This window comes from Nonomuraea cavernae (assembly GCF_014646355.1).
Lineage (GTDB): Bacteria > Actinomycetota > Actinomycetes > Streptosporangiales > Streptosporangiaceae > Nonomuraea > Nonomuraea cavernae.
The window spans coordinates 74,824-88,419 of sequence record NZ_BMNH01000031.1; the positions used below are offsets into that span (position 1 = coordinate 74,824).

Below are 13,596 nucleotides of genomic sequence, written 5' to 3' on the forward strand. Positions count from 1 at the left end.
ACCCGGCGGTCCTGTCCTGGGCCCCTCCTCACTGGTACCAGCCGCAGTTGGTCCAGGTGCCGCCACCCTCGCCGTCCTGCACGTACGGGCCCGGATCTCTCGGCACCTTCCACGTCACGCGGAGCTTGAGCGTGCCCCCGCCGGTGGTGGTGCCCGCGGTCGTCCGGCCGTCGCCCCTGGCCGTGCCCTGCCAGCGGACGGTGATCGTGCCGGACCCGGTGACCGCCGGGCCGGGGCAGTCGGGACGGGAGGCGGGCGCCTTCACCCGGAACGACCTGCCGGACACGGCGATGCCGCGCGAGCCGGTGACGGACGTGACGCGGCAGGCGCCGCCCTTGCAGGCGAGCGCGAACGAGCCGGTGCGCCGGGTGTCCAGACTGATCGAGGCGGGCGTCAGCGACGCCACCGGGGCCTTCGGGCGGGGCAGGACCGCCTGCCTGACCGGTGACCGGTGGGTCGTCCCCGTCTCGCTCGGCCGTGACGCGCCCGTCGCGCGTTCCCCGGACGGTTCCGCCGGGCTCATGGTGCCGGCCACGGTCGGGCCGACGTTCGAGCTCTCCGCCGGGCTCGCGGCGGGCGTCGCGGCGTCGCCCGGCGGGGGCACGGGCACCGCCGCCTGGGGCGAGGGACGGCCGCCGGGCACCGGCGTCACCACCGGCCCCGGCGCGGACATCTCGGAGATCACGGTCATCCGCTGGCGGGCGTTGAGCCCCGACCAGGCCAGGCCCGCGACCAGGATGCCGACGCCGACGAACAGCCCGACGCGGGCCACCGTCCTGATCGTGATCGCCGGCTCGGGTTCGGCCTCGTCGGGGCGGTTCTGCCAGAACTCGTCCCGCCCGACCCGCAGCTCCACCACCTGCCCGCCGGGCACCCAGGCCGGACCGCTCTCGCTCCCGCCGGTCCACGGTGGTTCGCTCTCCCGGCCGCGCGCCCAGACCGGCTCGCCGCCGGCCTCGCGAGCCGGTGTCAGGTCCTCGGCCGTGGCCCGGATCCGCGCCGCCGGCGCGTACACGACCTTTCCCAGTGGGCCATCGTCCGTGTGGTGCTCCCATGGCGGGCCACCTTCGGCCCGGCGTGAGGGGTCCCTCTCGTGACCGGCCGGGCCGCTGGTGCTCCGGTCGTGAGCGGACGCCGCTGGAAGGTTCCGGTACGGCACGCCTCCGCGGGCGCGTCGGACGATGGCCCAGTCAGGGCCGGGCACCGTGGAAGCCGGAACGACGATGCCGTTCGCGGCTCCGGTGCCCGTTCGGGCCGCGGCCTCCGAGCCGGAGAGACCGGAGACGCCGGTGTGGACAGGGTCGGCGGGGGCGGTGGGGTCGGTGGGGTCGGTGGGCTGGACGGGGTCGGCGAGCTCGGTGACGTCGTCGGGGAGATGGACGGGAGCGGCCAGGATGGGCCCTCGGCCCCGGTCGGCCGGTGCCGCCCTGCGGATCGGCCTGGTCGTGACCAGGGCCTCGTCGTCCGAGGCCGGTCCCTGGTCGGGCGGACCTGGCCGGGCGTGCCGGCTGGTGGTGCGATGCGCGGCCAGGTCGTCGGTGTGCTCCGGGCCGGCGGCGGCCGCGCCCGCCACCGGCCCGGAACTCCCCCTGGTCCCCGTCGTGGGGCCGGGGACCGAGGAGATCGGGGGTGGCGCGGGCTCCGTCAGGCCGCGCACCTGGGTGGGGAATCCGTCGTCGCGCCACATTCCGGCCTCACCGGGCAGCGGCAGTGCCCAGGCCAGCTGCTCGCCGAGCGTGCTCGGCGCGGGCGCGATCGGCATCTGCCGGAGCAGGGTGTCGGCCACCATCGTGCGCGGCGCCCGCCGGCAGGCGCCGCAGTGCGCGATGTGACGGCTGATCCGCGCGCGGGTCCGCCTGCCCGGCGTGGAGGCCCAGTCCGTCACCCGGGACTCCAACGCCGCGCACCCATGGCGGGTCCTCGCGGCGATGACGGCGGCGAACCACTCCTCCAGCCCGTCGGCCGCCTCCAGCACGATGGTCTCGACCTCGTCCGGGCCCACGTCGAAGATCACCGCGATCTCCGCGCTGGTCAGGCCGTGCCGTACGGACAGGTCGAGGAGCTCCCTGTGCGGCGGGTCGAGGGCGCGCAGGGCCTCGGGCAGCAGGTCCGACATCCTGCCCGGCCGCGACCACGAGCCGACGCTGGTGGGAGTGGCCAGATAGGTGCGGTGCGCGCGGGCCAGCGCGTACAGCCAGGGGCGCAGCAGGGACGACTGCTCCACCCGGTCTGCGCGGGCCTGCGCCGACAGCAGCGCTCCCGCCACGGCCAGCTCGGCGTCGCTCGAGGCGAGCTCCGTCCGGCAGTAGTCGTAGAGATGGGGCCCGTAGCCGTCGCACAGCTCGCGAACGGCTTCGCGAGCGTCCTCCGACAGGGTTCGCCACATCCGAGTCCCATCTCCTTCCGCTGTGTGCTGCCTCGCGAGTCAGCCCGGTAGCTGCTCGGCGACCTCGGTGGCCCAGTAGGTCACCACGCTGCCCGCCCCGGCCCGGCGGATCGCGACCAGGCTCTCCCGGATCGCGCGGTCGCGGTTGAGCCAGCCGCGCTCGGCGGCCGCCTCGATCGCCGCGTACTCGCCCGAGACCTGGTAGGCCACCACCGGCACGTTGACCAGGTCGGCGACCCTGCGCACCACGTCGAGGTAGAGCCCGGCCGGCTTGACCATCACCATGTCGGCGCCCTCCTCCACGTCCAGCAGCACCTCGCGCAACGACTCGCGCAGGTTGGCGGGATCCTGCTGGTGCGTCGAGCGGGTGCCGACCAGGCGGGACTCGACGGCGTCGCGGAACGGGCCGTAGAAGGCGGAGTCGTACTTGGCGGCGTAGGCCAGGATCGGCACCCGCTGGTGCCCGGCCCGGTCGAGCGCCGCCCTGATCGCGCCGACCTGGCCGTCCATCATGCCGCTCGGCGCGACCATGTGGGCCCCGGCCGTGGCCTGGGCGACCGCGACCTCGGCGTAGGCGCGCAGCGTGGCGTCGTTGTCCACGTCGCCGCCGGCGTCGAGCACGCCGACGTGCCCGTGCTCGGTGTACTCGTCCAGGTTGACGTCGCCGATCACCACCGTCTCGTCGCCCACCTCGGCGGCGATGTCGGCCAGGGCCAGCTGCGTGATGCCGTGCTCGTCCCAGGCGCCGCGCCCGTCGCGGTCCTTGGCCTCCGGGATGCCGAAGACCAGCAGCCCGCCGACGCCGGCCCGCGCCGCGGCCGCGGCCGCCTTGCGCACGCTGTCGCGGGTGTGCTGGACCTGGCCGGGCATGCAGGCGATCGGCCTGGGCTCGTCCAGCCCCTCGCGGACGAACAGGGGCTGCACCAGGTCCGCCGGATGCAGCCGGGTCTCCGCGACCAGGCCGCGCAGGGCGTTGGTACGCCGCAGGCGGCGAGGTCGGTCTGCGGGATAACTCACGATTCAGCCTCCGATCACCTTGCCGAGCAGAACCCGCTCGGCATGTTCGACAGCGGCTGCGGGCGGCAGCCGGAACCAGTAGCCGGCGTTGGCGCGCGCCGTGATGTTCAGTGCCCGCAAGCCGCACAGGTGCTCAGCGGTCTTGATCGCCAACCCGCCGGGGTCGATCACCGGCAGGCCGTGGAACTCGTGGATGCGCAGGTGGACCAGGATCACGTTGGGGATGCCCTCCGCCGGCACCAGCCACTGCGCCCCCGCCTCCGCTGCCCGCCGCGCGGCCGCGGAATAGGCGTCCACGAGCGGCCCGAAGTCGTGTGCCAACGCGCGTTCGACCAGCGCCGTGCCGTTCTCGACGACCTGATAGGAGGCCAGCTCGGCGCCCGCCGCGCGGATGTTCTCGGTGATGGGCTCGGCCAGGTCGGGGATGAAGCCGATCACGCCCAGCCGGTGGCGCTCCATCCTGGCCGCCTGCCACACCGCGTCGCCGTAGCCGACGACGGGGATCGAGACCCGCGAGCGGGCCACCGCCAGACCCGGATCCTGCCCGGCCCCGCTGATCCACGCGGTGCAACCCGCCCGCTCGGCGGCCACGGCCGTCTGCGCGAAATAGTGGCCGAAGAGCAGTCCGAGCTGCCCGTAACCGACCAGGTGCTCGGGTAACGCCGTGCCGTACGTCTCCGGGGGGAGCGTGTGGATCTCCACGGTGGTGCCGGGAGAGGTGACCAGGGCCAGGTGCTCGGCGTACAACTTGTCCAGGAGCGCGGAGCGGCCTTCGACGGTGTGTTTCTGGAACCAGATGCGCATGTCAGCTGTGCCTCACCGCTGGGGAGGTGAACGAGTGGGGGACGGTGTCGAGCATCGACGCCTGTGCCAGGTAGACGCGGGTGGCCTCCGGGTCGCCCGCGATCGCGCGCAGCCCCGCCATCGCCGCGGCCAGCTTGGCGGTGTTGCGGTCCTGTACGCCGGCGACGCGCGCCTCGCTGCGCGGGATCACCCGTTCGAGCAGCACGGCCCGCCGCCGCCAGGCCCAGGCGTCGAGCGCGTCGACGCCGGCCCGGCCGCCGAGCACGTTGGCGAGCACGTGACCGAGGTCGACGGCGTCGTGGATGCCGGCGTTCATGTTGAGCCCGCCGGCGGTGGAGGTGAGGTGCGCCGCGTCGCCGGCGAACAGCACGCGACCGCACCGGTAGGACGACAGCACGCCCCGGGCCAGGCCGTACCTGTCGGCGCCGATGACGCGCACCGGCCGGCGGACTCCGGGAAGCGCCCGGCGTACCAGCTCGGAGACGTTGGCGGCGGACAGCGGGTCGCGGGCGTCGCACGGGATCCTGACGACGATCCGCCAGTGGTCGCGCAGCGCCAGCAGGCTGCAGGACTGGCCGACGTCGCGCACGTACGTGAGCGGCGCCAGGCGGGGCAGCAGCTGGTCGAGCGGTGAGTCGGTGAAGACGCGCAGCGCCTGGGTGGGATAGCTGGAGCGGGGGAACGGCAGCCCGAGCGACCTGCGCACGGTGCTGTGCGCCCCGTCCGCGGCGATCACGTACTTGGCCCGGGTCCAGGTGTGACCGATGCGGATCCGCACCCCGGTGCCGCCCTCGGCCACTCCGTCCACGCGCGTGCCGAACCGCACGTCCGCCTCCGGACAGTCGGACAGCGCCGCCAGCAGCAGCGGGGTGAGCGAGGACTGCTCGGCGTGCAGCCGGAACGGGTGCCGGGTCAGCCCGTCCAGGCTGCCCATCCCCATCTCGGCCAGCACGCTGCCGGCCCGGTCGCGCCACTGGACGCGTTCCACGATCCGGCCGCGGGAGATGAGCTGCTCGGCGACGCCGAGGTCGTCCAGCAGGTCGAGCGTGGCCGGGTGGAAGGTGGAGGCGCGGGACTGGGAGGCCAGCCCCGGCTCGCGTTCCAGGACGGTGACCGGCACGCCGGCCCTGGCCAGGGTGAGCGCCGCCGCCAGCCCGACCGGGCCCGCGCCGACCACGACGACGCCGTTCATGACCGCTGCCCCTGGGCCGCCGGGCGGTGCGGCACCCGGCCCAGCCGGATCGGCTGGCCCGTCGCCCTGGACAGCGCCCACCAGGCGCTGCACAGGTTGGAGGTGAGCAGGATCCGGTCGTTGCCGGCGCCGATGGACACCAGCGTGGGCAGCGTGAGCATCCCGGTGCCGGTGATCAGCACCACGGCGTCGTGCGGCAGGCACGCCTGGCCCACCTGCTCGACCAGCTCGGCCGGGGTGACGGAGTAGGGCGCGAACATGCCCTGCGCCCGCACCGGCACCACCCGGCTGATGTTCACGCCGGCCGACTTCCAGAACCGTTCGGCGAGCTCGGTCAGCCACGGCTGGTACGGCGAGACGAGGATGATCTCGTCGGCGCCCACCTGCTCGATGGCCTCCAGCGTGGCCATCGTCGCCGAGGCGAACGGGATCCCGAACCTCCTGCTCAGCTCGTCGCACCGGAACCGGTCCTCGTCGGGGCCGAGCAGGTAGCGCGAGCCGCTGCAGAGCATGACGATCGCGTCCAGCGGCAGGTTGCCGAAGGAGCAGATCATCGCGGGCAGCGCCTCGTTGTAGCTCTCCAGCCGTTCGGCCAGGCCCAGTCCCGGCCGTACGGGGAAGCGGGTGACGTGCATGTCCGCGCGGGATCCGAGCAGGCGTGCCAGCTCGGGCTCCGCCGCCGGGTTCGCGGGCGGCACGATCACGCCCACTCTGCCTCGCCTCATGCCGTCCCTCCGGGCTGACCTTCGAGTGCGAACAGCGTGCGCAGGGCGTCGGCGTACCGGTCGCCCAGCGGGGAGTCCGCGTGGCGGGTGACGCGGGTGATAGGCCCGTCCAGGAACGCCTCGACCACGCGCTGGACGGTGTCCCTGACCTCGTCGCGCGCGGAGTCGTCCAGTCCGGGCGCCCGGGAGGCGAGCCGGCCCAGCTCCGCGTCGGCCACGGCCGCCGCCTTGCGCCGCAGCGCCGTCACGACGGGCGCCACCCTCGGCGTGGCAGGTGCCGTGATCGTGCCGCGCCCGCCGCGCGGGCCGGGGACGGTGGTGACGGCCGCGTGCCCGTTGCGCGGGACGGGAACCGTGGTGATCCTGCCGCGCCCACCGCGCGGGCCGGGAGCCGGGCCGATCCCCATGTACCGGCGCCTGCCCCCCAGGACGGGAGGAGGGATGAGGTCGGCGGTCATCAGCAACCCGACCAGGCCGCGGCCCAGAACGCCGCTTCGCGACGGGCCCGCTTCTCGTCCTCGTCGGTGAGGTCGAGCCGCACCCCCGTGCGTTCGACGCCGAGCATGTCCACTGCGGCCCCGATCACGGTGTCCGCGAATTCCCGTTGACGGTCGGTGTTCACGTTCGCCGGGCATTCGACCTTGATGGTGACCATGGGGTTCCTCCCGCTGGGGGTTCTGGGGGTGATCAAGACGCCTGCTCGAGCACCTGGTCGATCACGCTGATGGCCTGGTCGGACACCTGCCTGATGTGGTGCAGCCGGTGCACGGTGCGTTCGGCGGAGGCGGCGGTTCTCGGGTGGTCGTCGCTCGAAGTGGGGGTCGGTGCGGGCCGTTCGCCGCGTGCGGTCACGGCGTAGGGGTGCTGGTACGGCCTGCGGAGGTCGTCGGCGAGCATGGCCACTCCTGTCAGCGCTGGTTGACGGCTCTATAGGTGAGAGGTTCGCGGGCGCCGAAGCGGGCCAGTTCTTCCTCGGCCTCGTCGCGTACCTGGACGAAACTGTCGCGGAGCTCGGCGAGGAGCCGGCGCAGCATGATGAGCTCCTCCTCCGCCTCCCGCCTGGACATGCGGGCCGGCCGGCGGCGCGGGGTGCCGGCGACGCGGACGAGTGCGGCGGTGCCGAGCAGCACGGCCGCGGCCATGCAGGCGACCAGCACCGAGGCGAAGCCCGGCATCGGCCCGTCCAGCAGTGGCTGGTCGACCAGCGCCGAGGCGCCCGCCACGCCGATCGCCCCGCCGAGCATGCGGGCGGTGTTGATGGCGCCGACCGCGGAGGCGTACTGGGTGGGATGGGCGGCCATGGTGCCGACCGCGAAGGTGCCGGTGGACAGGGCGCCGAAGCCGCCGCCCAGCATCAGCGCGGCGATCACGCTCAGCACGTTGGGCTGGGGGTAGGCCAGCATGAGGGCGCAGCCGCCGCCGAGCGCGAGCGCTCCGGCGTAGATGACCGCGTTGAGGCCGATGCGGCGGCCGGCCAGCATGGCCAGCGGGCTCGACACGATCATCGCGATCGACACCGGGGCCAGCCAGAGGCCGATGCTGACGGGGTCGAAGCCGGAGGACCTCAGGTACAGCGGCCCCATGGCCAGCACGACGAACGACGCCGCGCCGTACAACAGGGACGCCCCTCCGGCCCACAGGAAGCCGGGGCGCCGCCACAGCCGCATGTCGATGGCGCCCGCGGCGTGGCGCCACGACGTCGTGACGGCCCCTGCCAGCAGCACCCCGGCCGCCGCCGCGCAGCCGAGTGTCCGCGCGGAGGTCCATCCCCACGCGCCGCCCTGGGACATCGCGAGCACGGCCGCGGCGATAGCCCCGACCAGTAACACCGTGCCCAGCACGTCGGGCACCCGGCGGTCCGTGCCGCGCGAGCGCGGCAGCGCGGGGGTCAGCATCAGCAGCGCGGCCGCCAGCCCGGCGCTGGGCAGGAACAGGCCGCGCCAGCCGTACGACTCGACCAGCAGCCCGCCGGCTCCCTGCAGGGCGAGCGCGCCGATGCCCGACGAGGCGCTCCACAGGGCGATGGCGCCCGCGCGGCGGTTGGCCGGCAGTTCGCCGAGCAGCAGGGCGAGTGAGGCGGGGAACATCAGCGCGGCGCCGATGCCCTGCGCGGCCCGCCCGCCCAGCAGCAGCGGCCAGGACGTGGTGGCGATGACCGCCGCCGCGCCGAGGCCGTAGAGGGCCAGACCGAGGGCGAGGACGTTGCGCCTGCCCAGCAGGTCGGCGAAGCGACCCGCGGTGGCCAGCAGCGCGGCGACCGCGGCGAAGTTGACCGTGCTGACCCAGGTGACCTCGGCCATGGGCAGGGCGGCCGCGATCGGGTCACGGCTCAGCACGGGGATCGCCAGCATCGTCGCCGTGCTGTCGGCCATGATCGCGATCACCACTCCGGAGGCGATCAGGCGCAGTATGGCGAAGCGTCCCCGGACCCGGAGCCGTGGCCGTGCCACGGGCTCGACGGGGGGTCCGGCGACATGCTCGCGAAGGGAGGTCAGAGTCATCGCGGCGTCTCCGCGAGGTCACGGTGGGCGACGGTGACCGGCTCGGGGCGCGGGATCTCGGGGCAGTTGGGCACGCTCGCCGCGACCATCCGCTCCGTCAGGCTCACGGACTGGCCGGGCGACCGGGACCAGGGCTGGGCCTTGCCGCCGACGAGTGTCCGGACGATCTGCGAGGCCAGCGTCAGGTGCTCCGCGCAGCGGCGGCTGACCTTGGCCTCCAGGCCGGCCACCTGCGCCAGCCTGAGCCGCAGCGGCTCCAGCGACGCGGTGCGCTCCAGGCCGTCGAGCTCGGCCAGCCGGTGCGGCCAGCGCAGCTGCCTGCCGAGGCGGTCCTGGACCTCGCCGGCGATGCGGTCGTCGGGGTACTTCTCGTCGCGCAGCCGGGTGCCGATGGCGACGGCCGCGCGGGCGGTGTGCTCGTAGTCGGCCAGTCGCCCGGTGAGCGCGGCGTCGAGCATCCGGGCCCGGTGGGTCAGGCAGTCGGCGCTCCAGCCGAGGACCATCAGGCGGTCCTCGCCCACCTCGGTGTGCCAGCCGGCGAGCCTGAGCTCGCGGGCCATGCGGTGGTAGAGCACCCACCGCTCGCCGTTGCCGTCGACCCAGACCTGCACGCCGCCGAGCGGCAGGTTGGCGACGTGCACCTGCTTGCTCTCGGGTGCCACCCGGGAACAGATGCGTTGGATCACCCGGTCCTGCGCCGGCACGGCCTTGGGCCGCCTGGCGAACCAGGAACCATTCTGGGGATCGGGGGTCACGTCCGGCCTCCTCCTCGCCGGCGACTCTCCAGAACCGTCCGGCCGTCAAGTCACAGTTTCCATGTGTCGGTCCGATAGTGGGACCCTGGCCGAAGTTGTGTCAACTGGTAGTTATCATTTGAGTTTGAATCGGTTTAAGGAGCGGAATGCCGGACCTGCGGCCGGACATGCGACGAAACGCCCGGCTTCCCTTACGCTGGAGGCCCTACGGGCGGCGGGAGGTGCCAGGTGGCGAACATCGCCGAGCGGCTTGACCTCGCTCTGCGCAAGCGTGGCTACAGCGGGGCCCAGGTGGCGGCCGAGCTGACCAAGGCCGGCATCCCGATCACCCGCGCCTATGTCAGCCAGCTGCGCACCGGCAAGCAGACCAACCCGACGCTCCAGGTGCTCCGCGCCCTGGCCGCCTGCCTGCAGGTCAGCGTGGGCTGGCTGGTGGGCGAGGAGCAGGCCGACCTCGGCGAGGAGCGATCCTCGGGGCCGGCGAGCGCGATCGGCGAGTCCGCGTCGGGCCTGTCCGACAGCTCGCTGCACGTCGTGCGCGACGTGATCGGCCTGGCTCGGCGGGCCGAGGGCCTGCCGGAGCGGGAGCCCGAGCCCGAGCCCGCCCCCCGGATCCCGGAGATCCCCGAGGTCGCGCCCGCGCTCTCCGGGGCGCAGCGCGAGGCGCTCGGCAGGCGGCTGCGCGGCCTGCGCCTGGCGGCGCGCATGTCACCCGAGCGGGTCGAGGCCGCGCTCGGCCGCGGCAAGGCGGCGATCGAGGCCATCGAGGCGGGCGCCGTCGCGCCCGCACCCGCCACGGTGGAGCTCCTGCTCGACCTCTACGGCGTGACCTCGCTGCCCGTCCGCGAGCACGTGCTGTCGCTCGCCCGCGCCGAGCGCGAGCCGGTGCGCTGGGACGACGACGCCGTACCCGTCTGGCTGGCCGCCGCCTGCGCGCTCGAACAGCGCGCCTCGGTGATCCGCACCTACCACCCGCAGCTCGTCCCGGCGCTGCTGTGGACCGAGGGCTACGCGCGGGCCGCCATCACGGTCTCCGGGCCGGCCACGCTCGGCCAGGAGTCGGTCGACGACGCGGCCCGGCTCGCCCTGGCCCGCCAGAAGCCGGTGATCGAGGGCGGCCCGGTCGTCTGGGCGATCATGGACGAGAGCGCGCTGCTGCGTTCGATCGCCGAGCCACAGGCGCATCTGACGCAACTCGAAACGCTTCTCGAATACGCCAAACGCCCGCACATCTCGGTGCACGTGGTCCCCATTCAAGATCCCGCTTATCTTCCGCGTACGGGGCCGTTCACGCTCTGGCGTTTCGCGGAGGCTTTCGAGCCCGACATCGCCTGCGCGCACGCCGTCGAATCCGACGAATTGATCACGGATCCGGCCGCCGTCGAGGCCTATCACCAGGCGTTCACCAAGTTGTCGGTCACGACGACGACCCGCGAGGAGACCCTCGACCTGCTGTATGCGTACCGTGACCGGGCCGCCCAAGGATGATCATAACAAAGTCGGAAACTAATATTTCCTGATTTTGTTGGCCCCAATGTGTTGAATTGTTGGGACATTTGGATCATTTTTAACTTGGTTCCGAGTGAGACACGAAGCCAGAACTTTCCCGGCATTGCCTGGCGAGGGGAAAGGGGCGAGACGAAATGAACGAGCGCGCCATCCGTAATCTGGCGAGACTCGATATGTCTCAGGCTCGCATCACCCGCATGCTGGACGCCGCCGCGGGCGGCAAGAACAACTTCGTGGCCGACCGCGAGGCCGTGCGGCGCTATGACGAGGCCACCCCCGTGACCACCGCCGCCGCCCGTGCCGTGCTGGGCTTTCTCGCCCGCGTGGTCCGGCACCTGGCGCTCGCCGGAGTCGACCAGTATCTGATCATCGGCAGCGGCGTGCCCAGTGGCCTGCCCACCGGCCACCAACTGCACGACATCGCCCGTGACACGCTGCACGGCGCGGAGGCCCGGGTCGTCTACGTCGAGAACGACCCCATGGTGCTGGCCAACGCCCGGGCCACGATCGAGCCCGTGACCGACGCGATGCGCGTGGTCGAGGGGGACGTGCGGCAGATCGAGGAGCTGCTGTCCGACCGGGTGGTGCGCACGTTCCTCGACTGGGACCGGCCGGTCGGCATGCTGCTCGTCACGATGCACGGCGTCGGCGACGAGCACGCCGGGCACGTGATCAAGTGCCTGTGCCACGCCGCCCCGGCCAACAGCTACCTGGCCCTGCTCCAGACCACGTTCGACGGCATCCCGCCGGAGCTGCTGCCGGCCGCCCGCGAGCTGCTGGCGATGACCCTGCCCGGCCACGCGATCCGCGACAGGGCCGAGGTCACGGCCCTGCTGGACGGCCTCGACCTGGTGGCGCCGGGCCTGGTGTGGGTGCCGGAGTGGCGGCCCGACGGCGCCGAGACCACCTGCCTGGAGCAGCCGAGCACGTCGGGCAACTATGGGGCCGTGGCCCGCCTGATCTGACGCGCCCGGCCCGGCCCGCCTGATCCGGGCGCGGTCAGTCCCACCAGAACGACCAGGTGTGCCGCCCGGCGATCTGCTCGGCGTAGCCCTGGAGGTCGCCGGGCCCCTGGACCACGTTGTCGGGGCAGAAGGCCCAGTGCTCGGCCGCCACGTGCAGCGCGTGCTCGGGCTCGACGGGAGGCGCGGCCACGCTCAGCTCCAGCGTGTTGAAGCCGACGCACACCACCCGGACGCCGAACCGGTCCTCCCAGCTGCGCACGACCGCCGCCAGCGGCACCATCCACTCGTTGTGGTGCAGCGCCCCCTGCCAGCCCATGACGGCCAGCGCGTCGGCGCCCCGGTGGGCGGCGACCAGCCCGAGCGGCAGGCCCCGGCCGGCCAGCTGCTCGGCGTGCCAGTCGGCCACGGCGCCCGGATCGGCCGCCGGCACGCCGGGCGGCGCCAGGCCCGGGCAGATCGCGCCGAAGGGGTCGAGCTCGTCGAGCGCGTCGGGCGGCATCTGGGCCACCCACTCCTGCCACACCTCCGCCATGAACCCCTCGGCCGTGAAGTGGCCGATCAGCGCCGCGTCGTCGGGCACCACCTGGCCGACCGACCAGGGCTGGGCCGACTCGTCGAGCAGCACCGGCCACAGGCCGCTGCGCGGGTGCTCGGCGCGGAAACGGGCCCACTCGGCGCCCGTCGCCGGCTCGTCGCTCATCCAGAACGCGGGCCGCGACGCCTCGCCCTGGCTGGTGTAGCCCGGGTCGGGCCAGACGGCCTCACCCTCGGGCAGCGCGACCGACAGGGTGCGGCCCCTGCCGCCGTCGGCGAACAGCCGGCACAGCTCGCGTGGCAGCCGGTGGTCCTTCATCGCATCTCCTTGAGGCTGGAGACTCCGTCCTTCAGGGCGGGAAGGAAAGCCGGAAACCGAAGGGGTCGGCCAACCGGGCCACGGCCCGGCCGCAGGTGGCCCGTGTGCACGCGCGGATCGCCGACCGCGGACGCCTGCGCAAGGTCAGCACCCGGCTTGTTCACGAGCACCAAGTGATCGCCGTGGACGCCCTGACCGTCAGCGACATGGTCAAGAATCACAGGCTGGCGCGCGCCATCTCGGACGCGTCCTGGCGGGAGCGGCGCGGCATGCTCAAGAACATCCTCGCCGCCGGGCCGGCGGAGAGCTGAAACGCCTGCGGAGCCGATGTAAGACCTCAAGGGAAGTCCTCCTTCCTGGCGGGCAACCGGCGGTGAAACAGGATTCCTCACGGGCGACCGTGGGAATCCCCTCGTTCGCGAGGGGGAGGAGGTCAAGCCTTACCGTTCCGATCCGGATCCGTCGGGGAGATGGTAGTGCCGGGCACTGACACGTCTCCGGGGGCCGGGACTTTGTCCTGGACGATCCTGGATCGATGGACCTTCTGGCCGGCCGTGCCGGTCCATGACGGTGGGTTCATGGGGATTTGGCCGGCCGTAGCCGTACTGCTCACGGGATGCGCCACCAGCGACGAGGGCCCGGCCGCCGGGGCGGGGCGCGGGAGACCGCGCGGTCGTGCGGACCGACGCGGGCACGGTACGGGGCACCACGACCGGAACATATCGCCTGTACCAGGGCCTCCGCTACGGCGCCTCCGCCCGCCGGGAAGCCCCGCGGCCGACCGCCCGGCCCGCACGGCCCGCACGGCCCGCACGGCCCGCACGGCCCGCACGGCCCGCACGGCCCGCACGGCCCGCACGGCCCGCACGGCCCGCACGGCCCGCACGGC

The 13,596-nt window shown here is 73.5% G+C and carries 13 protein-coding genes and 1 pseudogene; 3 read left to right on the forward strand and 11 right to left on the reverse strand.

Annotated elements, in window-relative coordinates:
• Nucleotides 1–28: 28 nt before the first annotated feature.
• Genes IEY82_RS33010 through IEY82_RS33055 form a run of 10 tightly spaced genes read right to left on the reverse strand, consistent with a single transcriptional unit; the run spans nt 29 to nt 9,380 of the window.
• Nucleotides 29–2,386, reverse strand: coding sequence for an RNA polymerase sigma factor (locus IEY82_RS33010; protein ID WP_189128192.1), 2,358 nt, complete (start codon nt 2,384–2,386; stop codon nt 29–31).
• Nucleotides 2,387–2,425: 39 nt separating this feature from the next.
• Complete coding sequence (hemB, locus tag IEY82_RS33015) at nt 2,426–3,403, reverse strand: porphobilinogen synthase (protein ID WP_225263275.1); 978 nt, start codon at nt 3,401–3,403, stop codon at nt 2,426–2,428.
• Between the two features lie 3 nt (nt 3,404–3,406).
• Nucleotides 3,407–4,207, reverse strand: coding sequence for an aspartate/glutamate racemase family protein (locus IEY82_RS33020; protein ID WP_189128193.1), 801 nt, complete (start codon nt 4,205–4,207; stop codon nt 3,407–3,409).
• A 1-nt stretch (nt 4,208) separates the two neighbouring features.
• On the reverse strand, nt 4,209–5,399 hold the full coding sequence (locus IEY82_RS33025) for an FAD-dependent oxidoreductase (protein WP_189128194.1): 1,191 nt from the start codon (nt 5,397–5,399) through the stop codon (nt 4,209–4,211).
• Nucleotides 5,396–6,124: a maleate cis-trans isomerase family protein gene (locus IEY82_RS33030; RefSeq protein ID WP_189128195.1), complete on the reverse strand. Its 729-nt coding sequence runs from the start codon at nt 6,122–6,124 to the stop codon at nt 5,396–5,398. Before IEY82_RS33030 ends, IEY82_RS33025 begins: the two co-directional genes overlap by 4 nt.
• The gene (locus IEY82_RS33035) at nt 6,121–6,582 is read right to left on the reverse strand and encodes a glutamyl-tRNA reductase (RefSeq protein WP_229697759.1); all 462 of its coding nucleotides are present in this window, start codon (nt 6,580–6,582) and stop codon (nt 6,121–6,123) included. Before IEY82_RS33035 ends, IEY82_RS33030 begins: the two co-directional genes overlap by 4 nt.
• Nucleotides 6,582–6,779: a hypothetical protein gene (locus IEY82_RS33040; protein ID WP_189128197.1), complete on the reverse strand. Its 198-nt coding sequence runs from the start codon at nt 6,777–6,779 to the stop codon at nt 6,582–6,584. The genes IEY82_RS33035 and IEY82_RS33040 overlap by 1 nt, the downstream gene beginning before the upstream one ends.
• 32 nt (nt 6,780–6,811) lie before the next feature.
• On the reverse strand, nt 6,812–7,021 hold the full coding sequence (locus IEY82_RS33045; RefSeq protein WP_189128198.1) for a hypothetical protein: 210 nt from the start codon (nt 7,019–7,021) through the stop codon (nt 6,812–6,814).
• 11 nt (nt 7,022–7,032) lie between these two features.
• Entirely contained in the window at nt 7,033–8,625 is a 1,593-nt protein-coding gene (locus IEY82_RS33050; protein WP_189128199.1) for an MFS transporter, read from the reverse strand.
• Nucleotides 8,622–9,380 carry a hypothetical protein gene (locus IEY82_RS33055; RefSeq protein WP_189128200.1) on the reverse strand — a complete coding sequence of 253 codons (759 nt, stop codon included), beginning with the start codon at nt 9,378–9,380 and terminating at the stop codon, nt 8,622–8,624. Before IEY82_RS33055 ends, IEY82_RS33050 begins: the two co-directional genes overlap by 4 nt.
• Nucleotides 9,381–9,608: 228 nt before the next feature.
• Between IEY82_RS33055 and IEY82_RS33060 the strand changes: the two genes are divergently transcribed.
• Together IEY82_RS33060 and IEY82_RS33065 are read left to right on the forward strand one after the other, a co-directional pair.
• On the forward strand, nt 9,609–10,868 hold the full coding sequence (locus tag IEY82_RS33060) for a DUF5753 domain-containing protein (RefSeq protein ID WP_189128201.1): 1,260 nt from the start codon (nt 9,609–9,611) through the stop codon (nt 10,866–10,868).
• Between the two features lie 194 nt (nt 10,869–11,062).
• Entirely contained in the window at nt 11,063–11,854 is a 792-nt protein-coding gene (locus tag IEY82_RS33065) for an SAM-dependent methyltransferase (RefSeq protein ID WP_189128202.1), read from the forward strand.
• Between the two features lie 34 nt (nt 11,855–11,888).
• Here IEY82_RS33065 and IEY82_RS33070 read toward each other — a convergent pair whose 3' ends face one another.
• Entirely contained in the window at nt 11,889–12,707 is an 819-nt protein-coding gene (locus tag IEY82_RS33070; RefSeq protein WP_189128203.1) for a DUF4253 domain-containing protein, read from the reverse strand.
• Nucleotides 12,708–12,754: 47 nt separating this feature from the next.
• Here IEY82_RS33070 and IEY82_RS33075 point away from each other — a divergent pair.
• Nucleotides 12,755–12,985 (forward strand): annotated as a pseudogene (locus IEY82_RS33075) (RNA-guided endonuclease TnpB family protein); the annotation flags it as partial.
• Nucleotides 12,986–13,596: the final 611 nt, after the last annotated feature.